The sequence below is a fragment of the Luteimonas flava genome, from assembly GCF_036584485.1.
In the GTDB taxonomy this organism is placed as follows: Bacteria; Pseudomonadota; Gammaproteobacteria; order Xanthomonadales; family Xanthomonadaceae; genus Luteimonas; species Luteimonas flava.
On the sequence record NZ_JAZHBM010000003.1, the window covers coordinates 211,842 to 229,681 of the forward strand.

Genomic DNA, 17,840 nt, shown 5'->3' on the forward strand with positions numbered 1-17,840 from the left:
TAGCGCCAGGGCGCTTACGGCGCCTGCGACCCCTCGTCGTCCTCGTCGCCCGCGACGTCGTCCAGCGCCTCGCCCAGCAGCGCCTGCGCATCCGGCCCCGGCAGCGACTCCACGCCGCGCAGGCGACGCTCGATCGTCCGCGTCTTGCGGCTGGCCTCGCCGAGACTCTTGCCGACGGTGGTGATCTGCTTCTCGGCCTTTTCGAGAATGCCGGCGAACTTGCCGAACTCGCTCTTCACCGCGCCCAGCACCTGCCAGACCTCGCTGGAACGCTTCTCGATCGCCAGCGTGCGGAAGCCCATCTGCAGACTGTTGAGCAGGGCGGTGAACGTGGTCGGGCCGGCGAGCACGACGCGATGTTCGCGTTGCAGCAGATCGACGAGTCCGGCGCGGCGGATCACTTCGGCATACAGGCCTTCGGTCGGCAGGAACATCACCGCGAAATCCGTCGTATGCGGCGGGCACACGTACTTGTCGCTGATCGACTTCGCCTGCACGCGGATCGCGCGTTCGAGCTGCGCGGCGGAACTCTTGAGCGCGTCGAGATCGCCCTTCTCCTGGGCGTCGATCAGGCGCTCGTAATCCTCGCGCGGAAACTTGGCATCGACCGGCAGCCACACCACCGTGTCGTCGCCGCGGCCGGGCAGGCGGATCGCGAAATCCACGGCTTCCGCGCTGTCGGGTTTCACCCGCACGCCGCGCGCGTACTGCTCCATCGTCAGCGTCTGCTCGAGGATGTTCTCCAGCTGCACTTCGCCCCAGCCGCCACGGTCCTTGACGTTGGTCAGCACGCGCTTGAGATCGCCGACGCCGGTCGCCAGCTGCTGCATTTCGCCGAGGCCGCGCTGCACCTGCTCTAGTCGCTCGGACACGATTTTGAACGAGGCATCGAGGCGCGTATTGAGCGTGGTCTGAAGCTTCTCGTCGACGGTCGCGCGCATCTGGTCGAGCTTGCTGGCGTTGTCGGCCTGCAGACGCTGCAGCTGCTGCTCGAGCGTCGTGCGCATCTCGCCGATGCGCTGTTCGTTGCGCTGGGTCAGCTCGTTGAGGCGCGCGCCGAGCGCATCGGCAAACCGCTGCTGCTGCTCGGCGCCTTCGGTGCGCGTCTTGCGCGCGTCCTCGGTCAGCGCGGCGCGCAGCACGCCGAGGCGCTCGTCGGTGGTGCGGGTGAACGCATCGAGCCGTGCGTCGGTGCGCAGGGTGAACTCGTCCAGACGCTGGTCGGTGCGCGCGGCGACGGCCTGCAGCTGCGCACCGAAGGCGTCGATGCGCTGCGCCTGCGAGGCCGCGGAGGCATCGAGCTGCTGGCGCAGTTCGCCGCGGCCGTCACGCTGTTCCTCGCGCAACACGCGCTCCAGCGTGTCGCTCCCTTGGCCGGGCCGGCGCAACACGAGAACGACGAGGAGGCCGGTCGCGATGGCGACCAGCAGCAGGATCAGGGCGAGCAGGACGAGCGTGGCATTCATCCGGTGATTCTAGCGGTCGGCGTCTCAGCGGCTGCGCCTGCGTGCGAAACTCGCGTCCGGTATCGAAACACGAGGCGACGACGATGCAGCGCAACCGGCCGATCGACGAGGCGAAGCGGCGGTTCACCCGGCCGATGGTGATGCTCGGCCGCTGCCTGCTGCTGATCGGCGCGGGCGTACTGGTCGCGATCCACCTCTTCGCCACCGACGCCGGCGCGCGCGATCTCGGCCGGATCGTCGGCGGCGCCGTGGTGGCGATCGGGCTGCTCGTCTACGTGTCTGGCCTGTTCGCGTCGACACGCGCGCGCCGCTGATCCTCGACCTTTCACCGGAGACGCCGATGTCCGATCTGCCCGTATTGCCCGCGCTCGTGCCGGGCCGCTACCGCCATTACAAGGGCCGCGATTACGACGTCATCGGCGTGGCGCGGCACAGCGAGACCCTGGAACCGGTGGTCGTCTACCGCCCGCTGTACGGCGAAGGCGCGTTGTGGGTACGGCCGCATGCGATGTTCGTCGAAACCGTCGATGTGGACGGCGCCGACGTGCCGCGCTTCGCGCCGCTGCCGGAGGGCGTGCGATGAGCGCCGTGCCTGCGATCGCGCTGCGCCAGGTGGCCGTGACCGTGTCCGATGTCGATACCGCGCTCGGCTTCTACCGCGACGTGCTGGCGCTCGACTTCCTGTTCCGCGCCGGGCCCGGGCTCGCGTTCCTCGATGCGGGCGGCGTGCGGCTGATGCTCAGCACGCCGCAGGGTGCGGGCGAGCCGGGTCGCAATTCGGTGCTGTACTTCCACGTGCACGACATCGTGCGCGTCTTCGAAGGCTGCATCGCGAAGGGCGCGGTGTCGGAACGCACACCCGCACTCGCCGCGCGGATTCCCGACCACGATCTGTGGATCGGCTTCCTGCGTGATCCCGACGGCAACCTCGTCGGGCTGATGGAAGAGGTGCGCGAGGCGCCGCCGGCCATCGGCTGACCGCGCACCGGCGTCGTGCGATGCTCCGCCGCAGGCCCGGGGAGGTTCCGACGATGCGACATCACCTGCTGCGCGGCGCCGCACTCGCGGTCGCCGTCGCCCTGTTCGCCGGCTGCGCGGGCACACCCGCACAATCGCCGGAGCCGATCACCCGCGCGGCACCGGTCGTCGAGACCGGCACGCTCGCCGGCGCGCCTTGGCGCTTCGAGATTCCGGCCGACTGGAACGGGGAACTCGTCGTGCTGCTGCACGGCTACGAGTCGCGCGGCGTACCGCGCGAGACGCCCTGGCCGGCCGATCCGGCGACGGCGATCTTTCTCGCCCGCGGCTATGCGGTCGCCGAGAGCGCGTACGCCTCGCAGGGCTGGGCGGTTGCCGATGCGATCGCCGACAGCGAGCGCCTGCGCGCCCACGTCGCCGCGCGCCACGAGCCGAAGCGCAGCTGGCTGGTCGGCATGTCGATGGGCGGACTGGTCGCCCTCGCCAGCCTGGAGCAGCACGGTGCGGCCTACGACGGCGCGCTGTCGCTGTGCGGCGTCAACGTGCCCGCAACGCAGGTATTCGCCGAGACGCTGCGCTCGCTGGTGGCATTCGATGTCCTGTTTCCCGATGCCGGCCTGCCGGGTGGCAGTCTGTCCGATCCGGCGGCGCCCCCGCTCGATGATCCGCGCGCCGACCAGGTCGCGTTGATGACGGCGATCGGCACTGCGCTCGCAGCCAATCCCGACGCCGCCGCCACGCTGGCGCGCGCGCTGGAAGTCGCGCCCGATGCGCTCGCCGGCACGCTCAGCCTGCACGTGCTGGTGCAACGCGAAATGATCGCGCGCGCGGGCGGTCTGCCGGTCGGCAATCGCGACACGGTGTACAGCGGATTCGGCGACGATGCTGCGTTCAATGCCGGCGTGCGTCGCTACACCGCGAGCCCGCAGGCGATGGCCTATCTGGACGACACCACAGAGCTGCGCGGCGCCATCGGCAAGCCGGTGGTGCTGCGCTACAACCATGACGATCCGACGATTCCGCCACGTTGGCAGAGCGTCTACCCCGCGCTCGCGGCCACGGCGGGGCACGCCGACAAGGTGACGGTGCTGCCGCCGGCGGGCGAAGGCCACTGCGGCTTTTCGCCCGAGCAGATCGACGAAGCCTTCGATGTGCTGACCGCGCGGCCGCCACGTTGAGCAATCGGTGACACGAACACGACGGCGGGCGTCTGCGATCATGGCGCGTCCCTGACTGCGCGTGCCCGTGATGTCCCGAAGCCTGTTCGTTGCGCTGTGTCTGTGCGCCCTTGCGCCGCTGTCGGCGTCCGCCGCCACGACGATCACCTCGCCCGACGCGATCGCGGACGATGCGCGTCCGAAGGTGTTCCTCGCCGGCAGTATCGAAATGGGCCGCGCCGGTGACTGGCAACAGCAGGTGCAGGACGCGCTCGCCGATCTCGACGTGGTGCTGCTCAACCCGCGCCGCGCCGACTGGAATCCCGACTGGCGACCCGAGGCTGACGAACCCGAGTTCCGCCGTCAGGTGGAATGGGAACTCGACGCGCTGGAGCGCGCCGATCTCGTGCTGATGTATTTCGCACCCGGCACGCAGAGCCCGATCACGCTGCTGGAATTCGGCCTGTACGCCCGCTCGGGCAAGCTGCTGCTCGCCGCGCCGGCGGGCTACTTCCGCAAGGGCAATCTCGACATCACCGCCGAGCGCTACGCGGTGCCGCGCTACGAAACCCTGCCGGCCCTGATCGACGCGGTGCGTGCGCGCGACGCGCCACGTCCGGCGCCGTAGCGCCGGACGCGTTCGACGGTCTCAAACCGCGTCCGGCACCGGCGCGTTCGCGGTGATGATCTTCGCGGCGCGCAGGTCCGACCACACCGCTGCCGGAATCGCGACCGACATCGATTCGATGTTCGCGGCCACCTGTTCGGCATTGCGCGAGCCGGGCACGATCGCCGAAACCACTTCCGGTGCGTTGGCGAACTGCAGCGCCACGGTGCGCAGGTCGACGCCGTGCGCGCGCACGATCTCTTCGGCCTTCGCGCGCTTCTGCTGTGCATCCGGCGGCACCGGCTGCGAGCCGTAGAGGTAGCGGTCGCGCCCGGCGAGGAAGCCGGCCAGCAGCGGCGAACCGACGATCACCGAGATACCGCGCGTGGCGAGGTTCGGGAAGGTGTGTTCGAGCGCGTGCGTGTGGTCGAGCAGCGAGTACTGGCAGGCGAGCAGGAAGATGTCCGGATCGGCGACTTCGATCGCACGCATCGCCGGGTCCGGCGTATTCACGCCCATGCCCCAGGCCTTGATCAGGCCTTCCTCGCGCATCTTCGTCAGTTCCGGGAACGCGCCGGTGCGCGCCTGCTCGAAGTACTCGAGCCAGCGCGCGCCCATGTCGCCGTTGTCGGGCGACAGATCGTGCACGAGCACGATGTCGAGCGAATCGATGCCGAGACGCTGCAGGCTGTCCTCGACCGAACGGCGCGTGCCTTCGGCGCTGTAGTCGTAGCGATACGCGAACGGCGGCGGCTCTTTCCAGCTGACCTTCGGCGTCTCCTTGGTCGCAGTCAGCAGGCGGCCGACTTTGCTGGAGATGACGTATTCCTCGCGCGGCTTCTGGCCCAGCACATGGCCGAAGCGACGCTCGGAGCGGCCCAGGCCGTACCAGGGCGAGGTGTCGAACAGGCGCATGCCGCCATCCCACGCCGCTTCCAGCGTGGCCTGCGCGTCGTCTTCGGTGACCACCGCCCAGTTGTTGCCGAGCGGCGCACCGCCGAGACCGACGCGAGCGGTCGGCCGGTATTTGCGGCCGCCCGCGGGGTTGGTCGGCAACGGACGGGTGCCGCGACGGCCCTGCGTCGGCAACACATCGCCGGGCGTGGTCTGCGCGCTGGCGATCAGCGGCGCGGCGGCGAGGGTGGCGGCGCCGAGCGCGGCGGCGGACAGGAAGGTGCGACGTGAATGCATGGGGATCTCCGGCAGCAGGGAATTGCGACCATCGCCTCCCGGCCGTCTGGCCGCCCTGCGTCGATGCCCGCGACTGCACACGGTGCCAGCCGCGCCGACCAGACGCCGTGAACCGGCATCGGAACGCGCAGCGCGGTGCCGATCGCGCGTGTCGCCTGCGTATCATTCGCGCTCGATCCGCGGTGGTGACGACATGGGCTGGATGGGCATTTCCGATCTGCCGACCTTCGTGGTCGCGGTGCTCGTGTTCCTCGCGATTCCGGGGCCGGGCACGTTCGCGTTGCTGACCGCGACCGCGCGCGGTGGCGTGCGTGGCGGCTATGCGGCGTTCTTCGGCCTGGCGCTCGGCGACCAGATCCTGTTGTGGCTGGCCGCCGGCGGCGTGGCCGCATTGCTCGCCGCCAATCCGATGCTGTTCCGCGGCGTGCAATGGCTCGGCGCTGCGTACCTGGTGTGGATCGGCGTGCAGCTGCTGCGCAGTCGCGGCGACGGCGCGGGCATGGTCTCGATGGGCAGCGGTCACTGGTTCCGGCAGGGCCTGCTGATCACGCTGCTCAATCCGAAGGCCGTGCTGTTCTACATGGCGTTCTTTCCGCTGTTCATCGATCCGGCGCAGCACCGCGGCCTCGCGACGTTCGCCACGATGTCGGTGCTGATCTGCGTGCTCGGGCTGCTCTACTGCTCGCTGCTGATCCTCGCCGGACACGCGCTGCGTGCACGCGTCGCCCGCGATCCGCGCATCACCACGTGGTTGCGGCGGATCGCCGGCGCGTGTCTGGTCGGTTTCGGCGTGCGGCTCGCGTTCAACTGAAAGGCGTCGGCGCGTGTCGCGACGCGCTCAACGCAGGGTGCGATCGAGCCAGTCGACGACGCGCTGCTGCAGGTCGATCTCGTGCGCCTGCTCGTGGAACCAGTGCGGACCGCGTGGATAGGTCACCAGCTCGACCGGCGTGCCGTTGAAGCGCAGGGCGCGGTGGAACATCTGCGCCTGCGACAGCGGCACGCGTGCATCGGCCTCGCCGTGCAGCAGCAGCACCGGCACGCGCACGTCCGCGGCGTGATGCAGCGGCGACTGCGCGTCGTAGGTGCCGCGTTCGCGCAGCGGATCGCTGAAGTAGCCGGGCAGGTAGTCCGGTACGTCGTTGGTCAGCGCCGCGCTGGCGAGATCGAGCACGCCGGCGCCGACGATCGCCGTGCGGAACCGGTCGCTGCGCGCGACCGCCCACGCCGACAGATACCCGCCGTAACTCCAGCCGCCGATCGCGAGGCGCTTCGGGTCGATCACGCCTTCGGCTTCCAGCACGTCGACACCGTCGAGCACATCCTGCAGCGGGCCGTCGCCCCAGTCGCCGCGGGCGAGTTCGGCGAACGCACTGCCATGGCCTTCGGAGCCGCGCGGATTCGGCAGCAGCACGGCGTAGCCGCGCGTGGCAAGCAGCTGCGCCCATTCGTGCCATGAGCCCTGCCAGCCCGACCACCACGCCCACGCCGGTCCGCCGTGGATCTGCACCAGCGTCGGCAATGGCGTCTGGCCGTCCCAGTCGGGCGGCGTGACCAGCAGGCCGCTGATCGCGCGGCCGTCGCGCGACGACGCCCATTCGAGTTCGCGTGCGCGGCCCAGCGCCCAGTCCGCGACCTGCGGCTGGTGATCGCTGCGCTGCGCGAGCCGGGTGCCGTCCCAGGTCCAGACGTTGCCCGGGCTGTCGTCGCGCAGGCCGAGGTAGGCGATGCGGCCATCGGCGGACGCGGTGAAGCTGCGATACGGAATCTGCGGCTGCGCGAGTTCGATGGCCGTGCCGCTCGACGCATCGAGCTGCAGCAGCGCACCGCGGATGCCGCGCTGGCCCTGGCCGAGCAGCGTGGTGTCGGTCTGCCAGCGGGCGAGCCACAACGTGCCGGGCCAGGCTTCGCCGAGGGCGATCCGCGTGCCGCGCCCGATGTCGTGGACGATCGGCGTCGCGACCATGCCGTGCGCGCCGAGCCGGCCGTACAGCAGGCGCGTGCCGTCGGGCGACCACTGCAGCGGATGCGCGGACGCGTGGGGTTCCAGCACGTCGCCGATGCGGCCGCTGTCGACATCCAGCAGCACCACCGCCGAGTCGTACCAGAAGTCGTTGAGCGTGGTGCCGGTCGAGCGGCGCAGCGCGAGCGTGCGGCCATCGGGCGACCAGGCGAGATCGTGGATCTGCATCCCGGTCGGCGTGAGCACGCGCGCCGCGCCGGTCGCGAGATCCTGCACCCAGACGCGCGAGAACCGCGTGGGCCGTTCGACGACAACCGCATCGTCCTTGGCCGCGAGTCGCGCCGCGTCCGCGTGCGAGGGCGCGTCGGTCGCCAGCCAGGCGATGCGGCGGCCGTCGGCGGACAGATCGAAGCTGGCGATGTCGGTCGCGGCGCGGGTCAACAACGTCGCCTGCGTGCCGTCGGCAGCGACGCGCCAGACCTGGTTCGTGCCGAGTGTCTGTCGGCCCGACACGGGCCGGTCCGACAGGAACAGCAGCTGGCGGCCGTCGCGCGACCAGCGCGGCTGCCGGTCGCTGGCCTCGGCAGGCAAGGGAATCGCACGCGGCGCGGCGTCGCCGTCGAATGCGCCGCGCCACAGCTGCGTGCGCGGCGGTTTGCCGTCGGCGCGCGGCGTGCCGACGGTGTAGGCGATCCGGCGGCCATCAGGGCTGATCTGCGGATCGTCGACAGCAAGCAGCGCGGCGATGTCCTGCGGCGTCGGCACATGCGCGCGCGTTGCGGGCACCTGCGCGGACGCGAGCGGCGCCAGCGACAACAAGGCGCAGGACAGCAGCAGGTGGCGGATCATGCGGAAGCGTCCTGCGTCACGGCGAGATGGGTGCGCAGCCAGCCTCCGCCCCGCGCGAGCGCATCGGTGGCGATGTCCGAGATCGACATCGCCTCGATGAAGCTGTGCGGCGTCCGCGGGTAGGCATGCGCGTCGACCTCGACGCCGGCCGCGCGCAGCCGCGCCGTCATCGCCGCGCTCTGCGCCGCGAGCACGTCGCGCTCGCCCCAGAGCAGCAGCGTCGGTGGCAGGTCGTGCAGCGCGGCGTGTGCGGGCACGGCGTAGCCATCGCGGCAGGTGGCCGCGTCGGGCCCGAGATACGCGGTCCAGTAGGCCGCCATCTCGTCGGCGCTGAGCATGTCGTCGGCGGTGCCGAGGGTGCGCACCGAATCGGTGTCGAGCGCGGTATCGAAGGCGCCGTAGAGCAGCAGCAGCGCGTCGATACCATCATGCGCGCCGACATCGCGCAGGCGCAGCGCGGTCGCGAGCGCGAGATTCGCGCCGGCCGAATCGCCGCCCAGCGCCACGCGCGTCGCGTCGATGCCGAACGTATCGGGCTGCTCGCGCAGCGCCCGGATCGCGGCGAGGCACTGCTCCAGCGCGACCGGATACGGATGTTCAGGGGCCAGCGCGTAGTCCACGCCGATGACGACCACGCCGGCGCGTTCGGCGAGTTCGCGCATCAGCCGGTCGTGCGTGTCGAGACTGAAGAGACACCAGCCGCCGCCGTGCAGATACACCAGCGCCGGCGCGCGTGTGGTCACGCCCTGCGGCCGATGCACGCGCACGTCGAAACCGTCGGCGCCGTGGGCGATCCGGTGCATCGTGGTCGCTGCCATCTCCGGTCCGCCCGCGCGCCACGGCGTGCGTACGGTCTCCGCGATCGCGCGTTGCTGCGGCCAGTCGAGGCGGCGGCCGTCGGCGAGTCGTGCGCCTTCGCTGCAGACCGTGTGCACGAAGGTGCGCAGCGCCGGATCCAATGCGTCGAGACTCGCGCTCATGCAGGGCGGTCCGCGTCGAAATCGCGCATCCAGGCGACGAGATCGTGTTCGCCGCCGCTGATCAGGCCCGCGATCAGCTGCGCGAAATCGTGCGGTGCCTCGTCCTGGCCGAGCTTGAACGTCGCGCGCGTATCGAGGATCCGGCCCCGCAATGCGGTGACGCCCTGCGCGAGCCGCGCGTAGCGTTCGCCCATTTCCGGCAGCGCCCACGCGTTCGGTCGCCCGGCTTCCATCGACGTGACCAGGGCATCGAGTTCGTCGGCGATGTCGGCCTCGGTCTCGCTGCAGTCGACGTGCAGGGTGAATGCGGCGGCGGCGTAGTTCCAGCTCGGTGCCTGGGTGCGATCGTCGAGCCAGCTCGGCGACACGTAGGCATGTGGCCCGATCACCAGCGCATAGGCGACGGGATCGCGACGCAGTCGCGCGACATGCGGATTGCGACGCGCGACGTGTCCGCGCAGCGCGACCAGACGGCCCTCGGCATCGATCTCGGTGCGCAGCGGCAGCGGCGTGAACGCGGCATCGTCGCCGCCGGCGGAGACCAGCCATGCGAACGGCTGCGCGTCGAGCAGGCGCAGCACGTCGCCGTCGTGGCGCGGGGCGTATCGGGAATCGCGGGAGTGGCCCATCAGCGTGTGTCCTGTGTGGCGGCCACCGAGACCGGCGGCCAACGGTCGCACCAGGGCGCGGCCGTTTCCAGCTCGAAGGCGAGTGCGAGCAGCATGGCTTCGCGTCCGCGGTCGGCGGCGAACTGCAGGCCGATCGGCAGGCCGTCGCGGCCGTGCGCGAGCGGCAGCGAGATCGCCGGCGTGCCGGCCAGATTCTGCAGTGGTGTGTAGGAGATCCATTCGAACATCGCCGGCATCAGCGCATCGAAATCGCGATCGGGCGCGAGCGTGCCGAGCGTCGGCGGCGGCGTGCGCAGCGTCGGGCACAGCAGCACGTCGTGGCGCGCGTGGAAGTCGGCGAACGCCGCAGGCAACGCCGCGACGGTCGCCCAGGCCTGTTCGAGTTCGGGCACGCCGCAGTGCGTGTCGTGCCAGTGCGCGAGGCCGCGCGTCCACGGTTCCAGCGCACGTTCGGCGAAGGCCGCGCCGCCCTGCGCGACCGCGAGTTCGACCGCGTCCGCACCGAGCCGCGACCACAAGGTGTACAACGCGGCCCACACCGCCTCACCCGGCAACGGCCAGGCGACCGGCTCGACGTGGTGGCCCAGCGACTGGCACAGACGCGCCGTGGCATCGAGCGCGGCGGCGACCTCGGGATCGGGCGCGAGGCCGGGCAGCGCATCGACGACCAGACCGATGCGCAGACGGCGCGCGTCCGGTCCGGTCACCGCGACGGGCGACTCCGGATGCGCGGCGGCGAAGGCCCACGCCGTGTCGCGCACGGTGCGTGACATCAGGCTGTCGGCGACGATCAGGTCTTCGATCGCATGACGTCCGCGCACCGGCACGCAGGCACCGCGTCCAGGCTTGAGGCCGACGACGCCGCAGGCCGATGCGGGGATCCGGATCGACCCCGCCCCGTCACTGCCATGCGCCAGCGGCACGATGCCGGCCGCGAGCGCCGCGCCGGCGCCGCCGCTGGAACCGCCCGGCGAATGCGTCAGCGCCCAGGGATTGGCGGTGACCGGTCCGAGCAGCGGTTCGGTCGATCCCATCAGGCCGAACTCGGGCATCGCGCTCTTGCCGATCGCGACGAGACCGGCGGCCTCGAAACGCCGGACGAAAGGCGAGGCCTCATCCGCGGTCGCCAGCGTGCCGGTGCGGCTGCGCGAACCGCCACGCGTCGGCATGCCGGGCACGCGCAGCGAATCCTTCGGCAGCCACGGCACGCCGGCCAGTGGCGTGGCGGTGTCGACACCGGCGGCATCGAGCGCGCGCGCATGCTGCCGGGCCGCGTCGAACGCGGTGTGGCTCAACGCGCCGAGCACGGGATCGAAATGGCGGGCGCGGAGAATCGCCGCGTCGGTGAGGTCCAGCGCGCCCAGCTCGCCGCGGGCGCGCAGCGCACCCTGGGCGTGGGCGTCCAGCCGGCCGAGCGCGAGCGCATCGGCGAGGCCGGCCGGGGAATCGAACACGGTCATGGGGAAACAGATCTCCGGCCGCAATGGCGGTCGTGGTCGGACAACCGGCGCGGGCCGGCGTGGGGATCGCGCATCGTCAGTAGTGCCAGTGCACGGTCACGCCGACGGTGCGCGGCCGCACGATGCCTTGGCCGATGCCGTTGACCTCCGACACGCTGCGGGTGATGCCGCGGGTGTCGCCGAGATTGCTGCCGAACAGGGTCAGGTCGGTGTTGCCGAACGACATGCGGTAGCGCAGGTCGACGGTGTTGTAGTTGCCCTGTTCGTTGCGCACCGCGCCGGGCACGGCGGAGTTGAGATCGCTGATGCCGCTGCCGATGTACTGGTGGGCCAGCGTCAGCGTCGGCGAAAAGCGCGTGTCGAAGCGGTAGCTCAGCACGTTGCTGACGGTCCAGTCGGCCGAGCCCGGCAACTGCGAACCGGCGGGCGCGGTGCCGGCGAACAGGATGTCGAGATCCTCGTCGAGGCGCGCCTGCTGCCAGGTCGCGGCCAGCGTCCAGTCGAAGCTGTCGACCGGGCGCCACGTGGTGGCCAGTTCGATGCCGCGGCTGTAGGCCTTGCCGCCGTTGCTGGCGTAGTTGAAGAAGTCCGGCGTCTGCAGACGCAGCTGGATGTCGCTCCAGTCGACGTAGAACAGCGTCGCGTCGACCAGCCAGCGGCCGTCGGCCCAGCTGGTGCGCGTGCCGAGCTCGTAGTTGATCAGGCTGTCGCTGGCGGAGCCGGCGGGAATCGGGAACGCACTGAGCCCGGGCGTGTTCGGCTCGCCGAAGCGGAAGCCTTCCGACACCAGCGCGTAGAGCATCAGATCCGCCGACGGCGTCCAGGTCAGCGAGACCTTGGGATTGAAGCCGTCCTCGTCGGTGCGCGAGCGGGTGACGATGGGATCGCCGGGATACGTCGAGAAGCCGACCTGCGTGGTCTGCGCTTCGACGCTGGTGCGGAAGAAGCGGCCGCCGAAGGTAGCCTTCCATTGATCATTGAAGTGGAAGGTGCCTTCGCCGAACACCGCGAGTTCCGAACCGTCGAGATGGCTGTAGAACGCGTTGAACGTCGAACCGTCAGGCGCGATCACCGCGCCGCTGCCCGGACCAAACAGCGACGAGCGGTCGAACGCACCGGCAGCGCCCGCGGCGCCGATGGTCTCGTAGAGATCCTTGTCGGTCTGGAACACCATGCCGCCGACCAGCCATTCCAGGCGCTGGTCGCCCGGCGAGGCCAGACGCAGTTCGAGGCTGCGGCCGGTGCTTTCGCCGCCGGAGGCGATGAACAGCGGCGTGTCGAGATCGAGGTCGAGATCGGCGTTGTAGAACACGCGGATCGGGGTGAAATCGAACTGCCAGTCCTGCTGCTTGTGCTGCTGCGACAGCAGTGCGGTCAGCGTGGCGAAGCCGAGGTTCTGATCGAGGCGCAGGCTGTGCACGGCGACCTTCGTGTCGGTGAATTCGGGAATCGCGGTGTCGCGTTCGAACTCGCCGAGACCGGCGATGCGGTAGCTGTTGTCGTCGGCATCGGTGTTCTGCCACAGGCTCAGCCAGCTCAGCGTGGTCGCCTCCGACGGCGTCAGCGTCACCGACAGGCGGCCGCCCGCGGTGCGGCTGTCGTTGCTGCCTTCGCGGCCGAGGCCGATGTTGTCCAGATAGCCGGGATCGTCGCGGTACTGCGCGACGGCGCGCACGGCGAGGATGTCGTCGGCGATCGGCAGGTTGACCATCGCCTTGCCGCCGAAGCCGATGTCGGCGTTGCGCGTCTGGCTGGCGGTGGCTTCCACGGCGGCGTCGAAGCCGGTCGGGTCGGCGACGTTGGCCACGTAGTTGATCGCGCCGCCCATCGAGGCCGAGCCGAACAGCGTGCCCTGCGGCCCGCGCAGTACTTCGACGCGGTTGATGTCGAAGGCGTCGATGTCGGGGATGACGATGCTGAAGCCCGGTTCGGTCAACGGCACTTCGTTGAGGAAGTAGCCGGTCGTCGTCTGGCCCTGCACGTTGCCCGAGCTGGTCGCGATGCCGCGCATGACCACATGCGAGACGCCCGGCTGGTAGCTGTTGAACACCACGCCCGGCGTGCGCTGGATGTAGTCGGCCAGCGACTGCGCGCCGAGATCCTCCAGCTGCTGGCCGGTGACCGCCGAGACCGAGCCGGCGATCTCACGCACCGATTCGTTGCGCTTGCCGGCGGTGACGACGATCGCGTCAAGATCGGTGGTCGAGGCGGGCGTGGTCGACGCGGCGGGCGCTGCGGTCTGCGCCATTGCCGGCGCGGCGATCAGCGGCATGCACAGGCAGACGAGACGGATGGCGTGGGCCAGACGTGCGGTGGTGAGCGGCTTCATGGCGATTCCCGTGGGCGATGGCTGGACTGGGACCAGGCCGCTGCGGCTTCGCGGAGTGCGGGCGAAGCGCGGCGCTGACGTTCGAGTAATAGAAGACGGGCGCAACCGCGTCCAGCAGATTCCACGGAAGTCGTGCATGGTTTAAATCATTGATCGGAAAAGGCCTGATGGGCACGCCGCCGAAGAAGCCACGGAATGCGGGCGCGAATTACGCAGGATCTGCGTCGCCGGCCCCGGAATTCGATACGTTGTAGCGCTGCCGCAGCCCGCCGCGGCCGCCGCAACCGCCCAGGAGCGCCGCATGTCCGCCCGTTCGCCCGACCGCACCGACCTGAAGATCCTCGATGTGCTGCAGCAGGATGCACGGATCACCAACCACGCCCTTGCCCAGCGGGTGGCGCTGTCGCCCAGTGCCTGCCTGGCCCGGGTGCGCGCGCTGGAGCAGCGCGGCCTGATCCGCAGCTATCGCGCCCACGTCGCCGTTGACCGCATCCGCTCGGCGACGATCGTCATGGCGCAGATCAGTTTCCAGAAGCACGCGCTTGAGGAGTTCACCGCGTTCGACCGCTGCATCCTGGCGATGCCGGAGATCGTCGAAGCCAGCCGCGTGTCCGGCCCCTACGACTACATGCTGCGGGTCATCGTGCGCGACGTGCATCACTGGAAGGACATCGCACGCTCGCTGCTCAGCGGCGACTACGGCGTGGAGAAGATCGTCTCCCACTTCCTGATGGACGAGGTCAAATCCTTCGCCGGTTATCCGCTGACCGACGACGAACCAGCGCGCGGTTGAGCGCGGCTCAGTACAGCCGGATCGGCAGCTCGCGCGTGGCGCTGTTGCCGCTGGAATCACGCACGGTGGCACGCAGCAGGTAATCGCCGACCGGCAGGTCCGCCGGATCCCACAGCATCGCTTCGAGATGACCGTCGCGGACGAGGTTGTTGACCGCGTAGCGGAAGCGCGTGCGCGAGGCACCGTGCACGGTGATGCCGCTGTCGGCGGAATAGGCGACGCGCACCGCATCGCGATGCGGCGGCATGCGGTCGAAATCGATCGTGAAACGCGGGACTTCGAAACCGGGCATCGGGCGGCCGTCGGCGGCCAGCAGCTGCCAGCCCAGCGTGTGCAGGCCGAGACGCCGGCGCGGCAGGTTGCCGTCCACCTGGTCCCAGGCCTCGACGATGATCTGCAGGCCGCCGCCGTCGCGCGGCAGGATCACGCGGCCGTCCTCGCGCGACGTCATCGGCATGTCGAGCGCGTCGAGCAGGGCGAGATCGTCGATGCGCGGCGCGATGGTGTCGACGAAATTGCGGAAGCCCAGCGTCACGGCATTGCGCTGGTAGCCGGACGGTCCGAGGATCAGATGCACGTGCGCCTGCGCGTTGATCGTGCCGATCGCATCGCCCGCGCGGATGTGCGTGCCGCGCGGAATGCGCACGCGCATGGGTCGGCCGTCATCGCCTGCGATCAGCTGGAAACGCGGGTCGAGCACCTGGCCGCGCGGCGTACGGCCGACGCGCATGTGCATGTAGGCCAGATCGTCGATCGCGAGGTGCTCGGCCTGGTCGCCGAATCCGCTCGCCGCATAAGGACTCGCGACTTTCGCATCGGCGATCGCCAGGACCGGACTGCCGACATCGCCGCGTACGTCGAAGCCGGCGTGCAGATGGCTGCGCGATTCGCCGCGGAAATTGCCGCGCACCTCGCCGAGCGTGCCGACGACTTCGTGCCAGCCGTCCTGCGGCGCGAGCGGCCAGCGGCCGCGTGTGTCCGGCAGCGCGGCGTCCGGCGCAGGACCGACCGTGGCGTTGGCGAGATTCTGCTTCGCACCGGCGCGGCGCACCCGAGTGATCCGGTGCACGCGATACGCCGCGGCATCGGCCACCCACAAGCGGCCGAAGCGATCGAACGCGAGGCCGGCCGGCCGCGCGAGGCGCTGCGCCATGTCGCGACCGGTCAGCACGCGTGCGCGACCGTCGGCTTCGAGCTGCAGCACGCGGCCCTGCGCGAGTTCGCCGACGTAGAGCCGCTGCTGCGCATCGATGGCGATGGCCACCGGCGACGCGGGCGCGGCATCGGGTTCGTCACCGTGCAGTGCCAGCGTCGTCGTCATGCCGTCGGGCGCGATGCGCCGGATCGCGTGGTTGCCGGTGTCGGCGATCCACAGCGCACCGTCGTCGGCCAGCGCGAGTCCGCTTGGCGTATCGAAACGCGCCTGCATACCGACGCCGTCGACGAAGCCCGGCCGTCCGTCGCCGGCCAGCGTGCGCACGGCGCCGGCTTCGATCACGCGGATACGGTCGTTGAAGCCATCGGCGACGTACACGCGTCCCGTCGCATCGACGGCCACGCCGGTCGGCGCGTGGAAGCGCGCCTGCGCCGCCGGGCCATCGACGAAACCGGCCTCGCCGGTGCCGGCGAGCGTCGTCACCGTGCCATCGGGCGCGCTGCGGCGGATCGCATGGTTGCCGGTGTCGGCGACGTACAGCGCACCGCCTGCGTCGAGCGCGAGACCGGACGGCGTGTGGAAACGCGCATCGGCGCCGCGTCCATCCTCGAGACCTTCGAGACTGCCGGCGAAGGTATCCACGCGGCCGTCGGGCCACACGCGGCGGATGCGGTTCGACGCGCCGCCATCGGCGACGAACGCAGTGCCGTCCGCCGCGACGGCGATGCCGAAGGGGTCGTCGAACCGGGCCTCGGAGCGCGCGCCATCGCGCACGTCGCGATGGCCGTCGCCGGCCACGGATTCGATCCGCGCCGGCAGGCCCGCAGGCGGCGGGCCGAGCACAGGACGCTCGGGCGTGCGCCAGTCCCAGATGAAGCTCGCCGCGAGCGCGACCGCCGTCAGCGCGGCGACGCACCAGATCGCGCCGCGCAAGCCGGGCCGCAGCCTCCGCGCCATGCAGCCGGATCAGTCCACGACGCGGCAGAACACCGCCTTGAGGTAACGCGACTCCTGCACGTGCGCCATGAACGGATGATCGGCGCCCGCGCCCGAGACCTTGAGGATCTGGATCGTGCGGTTGGCGTAGAACGCCGCGCGCCGCAGCATGTCGAGGAACTGTTCCTCGCTGACCAGGCCGGTGCACGAGAACGTCGCCAGCAGGCCGCCCGGCTTGACCACGCCGAGCGCGAGCTTGTTCATGTCGAGGTATTTCTTCAGCGCCGGAATCACCTGCTCGCGGTCACGCGTCATCTTGGCCGGGTCGAGCACGACGACGTCGTAGGCATCGCCCGCATTCGATGCATCGCGCAGCCACGGGAAGATGTCGGCCTGCACGAACCTGATGCGGGCATCGTTGAGCCGGGCGTTGCCCTTGGCGATCTCGATCACGTCTTCGTCGATGTCGATGCCGACCACTTCGCTGGCGCCGCGCACGGCGGCATACACACCGAACCCGCCGGTGTTGCAGCACAGGTCGAGCACGCGCTTGCCTTCGACCTGGCGGCTCAGCCATTCGCGGTTCTCGCGCTGGTCGGCGAAGAAGCCGGTCTTGTGCGCGCCGGCCGGATCGGCGCGGAAGCGCACGCCGTACTCGGTGATGATCGCCGGATCGGCCGGCACGCTGCCGCGGTAATCGAAGCTCTCCTGCTTCTGCACGTGCTCGTCGGCGAAGCTGTGGAAACGGCAGCCGGGGAACTGTTCGGTCAGCGCTTCGTAGATCCATTCGCGATGGCGGAACATGCCGGCGCTGAAGAATTCGACGACCAGCAGATCGCCGTAACGATCGACCACGAGGCCCGACAGGCCGTCGCCTTCGCTGTGCACGACGCGCCAGGCATCGGACACCGCATCGAGTTTGAGCACATCGCGGCGCAGCGACACGGCCTCGGCGATCTTGCGCGAGAACCAGCCCGCATCGACCGGTACATCGGGGTGCGTTTCGAGGATGCGCACGGCGATGCGCGAATGGCCGTTGTAGAAACCGCGGCCGATCCACTCGCCTTCGACACCGATGACATCGACGATGCTGCCCGGCTTGGGGCGCTGCGCCGGCTTTTCGACGAGGCGCTGGAAGATCCAGGGATGGCTGGAACGCCAGGCGTTCTTCAGGTGTACGGTCGGGTAGGGTGCGTTCATCCCTGCGATTTTACCGCGTGCACTTGCCCGTCACGCGCGGTCACCGCAGAATCCGCCCCCGAAGGGGAGTAGCTCCCAGCGTGCAGGCCGTCATTTCGAGCAGCGATGCTCCGGTCGCACGGCAGTCCAACCGGGCTGTGAGCAAG

16 protein-coding genes are annotated in these 17,840 nt (G+C 70.2%); 7 read left to right on the plus strand and 9 right to left on the minus strand.

Annotation, left to right across the window (positions count from 1 at the left end):
- Positions 1-14: 14 nt before the first annotated feature.
- A complete protein-coding gene (locus tag V3391_RS13410; protein ID WP_332078936.1) occupies positions 15-1,466 on the minus strand; it encodes a DNA recombination protein RmuC in 1,452 nt (483 codons plus the stop codon).
- An 83-nt stretch (positions 1,467-1,549) separates the two neighbouring features.
- Between V3391_RS13410 and V3391_RS13415 the strand changes: the two genes are divergently transcribed.
- The 5 genes from V3391_RS13415 (at position 1,550) to V3391_RS13435 (ending at position 4,229) form a co-directional block, all read left to right on the plus strand.
- Positions 1,550-1,780, plus strand: coding sequence for a hypothetical protein (locus tag V3391_RS13415; RefSeq protein WP_332078937.1), 231 nt, complete (start codon positions 1,550-1,552; stop codon positions 1,778-1,780).
- A 26-nt stretch (positions 1,781-1,806) separates the two neighbouring features.
- Positions 1,807-2,049: a DUF1653 domain-containing protein gene (locus V3391_RS13420; protein WP_332078938.1), complete on the plus strand. Its 243-nt coding sequence runs from the start codon at positions 1,807-1,809 to the stop codon at positions 2,047-2,049.
- A complete protein-coding gene (locus V3391_RS13425; protein ID WP_332078939.1) occupies positions 2,046-2,444 on the plus strand; it encodes a VOC family protein in 399 nt (132 codons plus the stop codon). Before V3391_RS13420 ends, V3391_RS13425 begins: the two co-directional genes overlap by 4 nt.
- Positions 2,445-2,497: 53 nt before the next feature.
- On the plus strand, positions 2,498-3,622 hold the full coding sequence (locus V3391_RS13430) for an alpha/beta hydrolase family protein (RefSeq protein WP_332078940.1): 1,125 nt from the start codon (positions 2,498-2,500) through the stop codon (positions 3,620-3,622).
- Between the two features lie 70 nt (positions 3,623-3,692).
- Positions 3,693-4,229 carry a nucleoside 2-deoxyribosyltransferase domain-containing protein gene (locus tag V3391_RS13435; protein WP_332078941.1) on the plus strand — a complete coding sequence of 179 codons (537 nt, stop codon included), beginning with the start codon at positions 3,693-3,695 and terminating at the stop codon, positions 4,227-4,229.
- A gap of 21 nt (positions 4,230-4,250) precedes the next feature.
- Here V3391_RS13435 and V3391_RS13440 read toward each other — a convergent pair whose 3' ends face one another.
- Positions 4,251-5,399 (minus strand): aldo/keto reductase, encoded by a 1,149-nt coding sequence (locus tag V3391_RS13440; RefSeq protein ID WP_332078942.1) that lies wholly within the window; start codon positions 5,397-5,399, stop codon positions 4,251-4,253.
- A 148-nt stretch (positions 5,400-5,547) separates the two neighbouring features.
- On the opposite strand from V3391_RS13440, the gene V3391_RS13445 reads away from it, so the two are divergent.
- Positions 5,548-6,210, plus strand: coding sequence for a LysE family translocator (locus V3391_RS13445; RefSeq protein ID WP_332078943.1), 663 nt, complete (start codon positions 5,548-5,550; stop codon positions 6,208-6,210).
- 27 nt (positions 6,211-6,237) lie between these two features.
- Here the strand turns inward: V3391_RS13445 and V3391_RS13450 are convergent, their stop codons facing one another.
- From V3391_RS13450 to V3391_RS13470, 5 genes are all read right to left on the minus strand, one after another.
- Positions 6,238-8,211, minus strand: a complete 1,974-nt coding sequence (locus V3391_RS13450; RefSeq protein WP_332078944.1) for a S9 family peptidase — start codon at positions 8,209-8,211, stop codon at positions 6,238-6,240.
- The gene (locus V3391_RS13455; RefSeq protein ID WP_332078945.1) at positions 8,208-9,191 is read right to left on the minus strand and encodes an alpha/beta hydrolase; all 984 of its coding nucleotides are present in this window, start codon (positions 9,189-9,191) and stop codon (positions 8,208-8,210) included. Before V3391_RS13455 ends, V3391_RS13450 begins: the two co-directional genes overlap by 4 nt.
- The gene (locus V3391_RS13460) at positions 9,188-9,820 is read right to left on the minus strand and encodes an FMN-binding negative transcriptional regulator (RefSeq protein WP_332078946.1); all 633 of its coding nucleotides are present in this window, start codon (positions 9,818-9,820) and stop codon (positions 9,188-9,190) included. Before V3391_RS13460 ends, V3391_RS13455 begins: the two co-directional genes overlap by 4 nt.
- Entirely contained in the window at positions 9,820-11,280 is a 1,461-nt protein-coding gene (locus V3391_RS13465; RefSeq protein ID WP_332078947.1) for an amidase family protein, read from the minus strand. Before V3391_RS13465 ends, V3391_RS13460 begins: the two co-directional genes overlap by 1 nt.
- Positions 11,281-11,356: 76 nt before the next feature.
- Positions 11,357-13,609, minus strand: a complete 2,253-nt coding sequence (locus V3391_RS13470) for a TonB-dependent receptor (protein WP_332078948.1) — start codon at positions 13,607-13,609, stop codon at positions 11,357-11,359.
- 301 nt (positions 13,610-13,910) lie between these two features.
- Between V3391_RS13470 and V3391_RS13475 the strand changes: the two genes are divergently transcribed.
- Positions 13,911-14,402: an Lrp/AsnC family transcriptional regulator gene (locus V3391_RS13475; RefSeq protein ID WP_332078949.1), complete on the plus strand. Its 492-nt coding sequence runs from the start codon at positions 13,911-13,913 to the stop codon at positions 14,400-14,402.
- 7 nt (positions 14,403-14,409) lie between these two features.
- On the opposite strand, the gene V3391_RS13480 is transcribed toward V3391_RS13475, so the two are convergent.
- A complete protein-coding gene (locus V3391_RS13480; protein ID WP_332078950.1) occupies positions 14,410-16,515 on the minus strand; it encodes a gluconolaconase in 2,106 nt (701 codons plus the stop codon).
- Positions 16,516-16,524: 9 nt separating this feature from the next.
- Positions 16,525-17,694 carry a class I SAM-dependent rRNA methyltransferase gene (locus tag V3391_RS13485; protein ID WP_332078951.1) on the minus strand — a complete coding sequence of 390 codons (1,170 nt, stop codon included), beginning with the start codon at positions 17,692-17,694 and terminating at the stop codon, positions 16,525-16,527.
- Between the last annotated feature and the right edge of the window lie 146 nt (positions 17,695-17,840).

Coding starts and splice junctions, on each gene's coding strand:
- V3391_RS13410 (WP_332078936.1), bottom strand. CDS start 1,466: ATGAATGCCACGCTCGTCCTGCTCGCCCTGATCCTGCTGCTGGTCGCC.
- V3391_RS13415 (WP_332078937.1), top strand. CDS start 1,550: ATGCAGCGCAACCGGCCGATCGACGAGGCGAAGCGGCGGTTCACCCGG.
- V3391_RS13420 (WP_332078938.1), top strand. CDS start 1,807: ATGTCCGATCTGCCCGTATTGCCCGCGCTCGTGCCGGGCCGCTACCGC.
- V3391_RS13425 (WP_332078939.1), top strand. CDS start 2,046: ATGAGCGCCGTGCCTGCGATCGCGCTGCGCCAGGTGGCCGTGACCGTG.
- V3391_RS13430 (WP_332078940.1), top strand. CDS start 2,498: ATGCGACATCACCTGCTGCGCGGCGCCGCACTCGCGGTCGCCGTCGCC.
- V3391_RS13435 (WP_332078941.1), top strand. CDS start 3,693: ATGTCCCGAAGCCTGTTCGTTGCGCTGTGTCTGTGCGCCCTTGCGCCG.
- V3391_RS13440 (WP_332078942.1), bottom strand. CDS start 5,399: ATGCATTCACGTCGCACCTTCCTGTCCGCCGCCGCGCTCGGCGCCGCC.
- V3391_RS13450 (WP_332078944.1), bottom strand. CDS start 8,211: ATGATCCGCCACCTGCTGCTGTCCTGCGCCTTGTTGTCGCTGGCGCCG.
- V3391_RS13455 (WP_332078945.1), bottom strand. CDS start 9,191: ATGAGCGCGAGTCTCGACGCATTGGATCCGGCGCTGCGCACCTTCGTG.
- V3391_RS13460 (WP_332078946.1), bottom strand. CDS start 9,820: ATGGGCCACTCCCGCGATTCCCGATACGCCCCGCGCCACGACGGCGAC.
- V3391_RS13465 (WP_332078947.1), bottom strand. CDS start 11,280: ATGACCGTGTTCGATTCCCCGGCCGGCCTCGCCGATGCGCTCGCGCTC.
- V3391_RS13470 (WP_332078948.1), bottom strand. CDS start 13,609: ATGAAGCCGCTCACCACCGCACGTCTGGCCCACGCCATCCGTCTCGTC.
- V3391_RS13475 (WP_332078949.1), top strand. CDS start 13,911: ATGTCCGCCCGTTCGCCCGACCGCACCGACCTGAAGATCCTCGATGTG.
- V3391_RS13480 (WP_332078950.1), bottom strand. CDS start 16,515: ATGGCGCGGAGGCTGCGGCCCGGCTTGCGCGGCGCGATCTGGTGCGTC.
- V3391_RS13485 (WP_332078951.1), bottom strand. CDS start 17,694: ATGAACGCACCCTACCCGACCGTACACCTGAAGAACGCCTGGCGTTCC.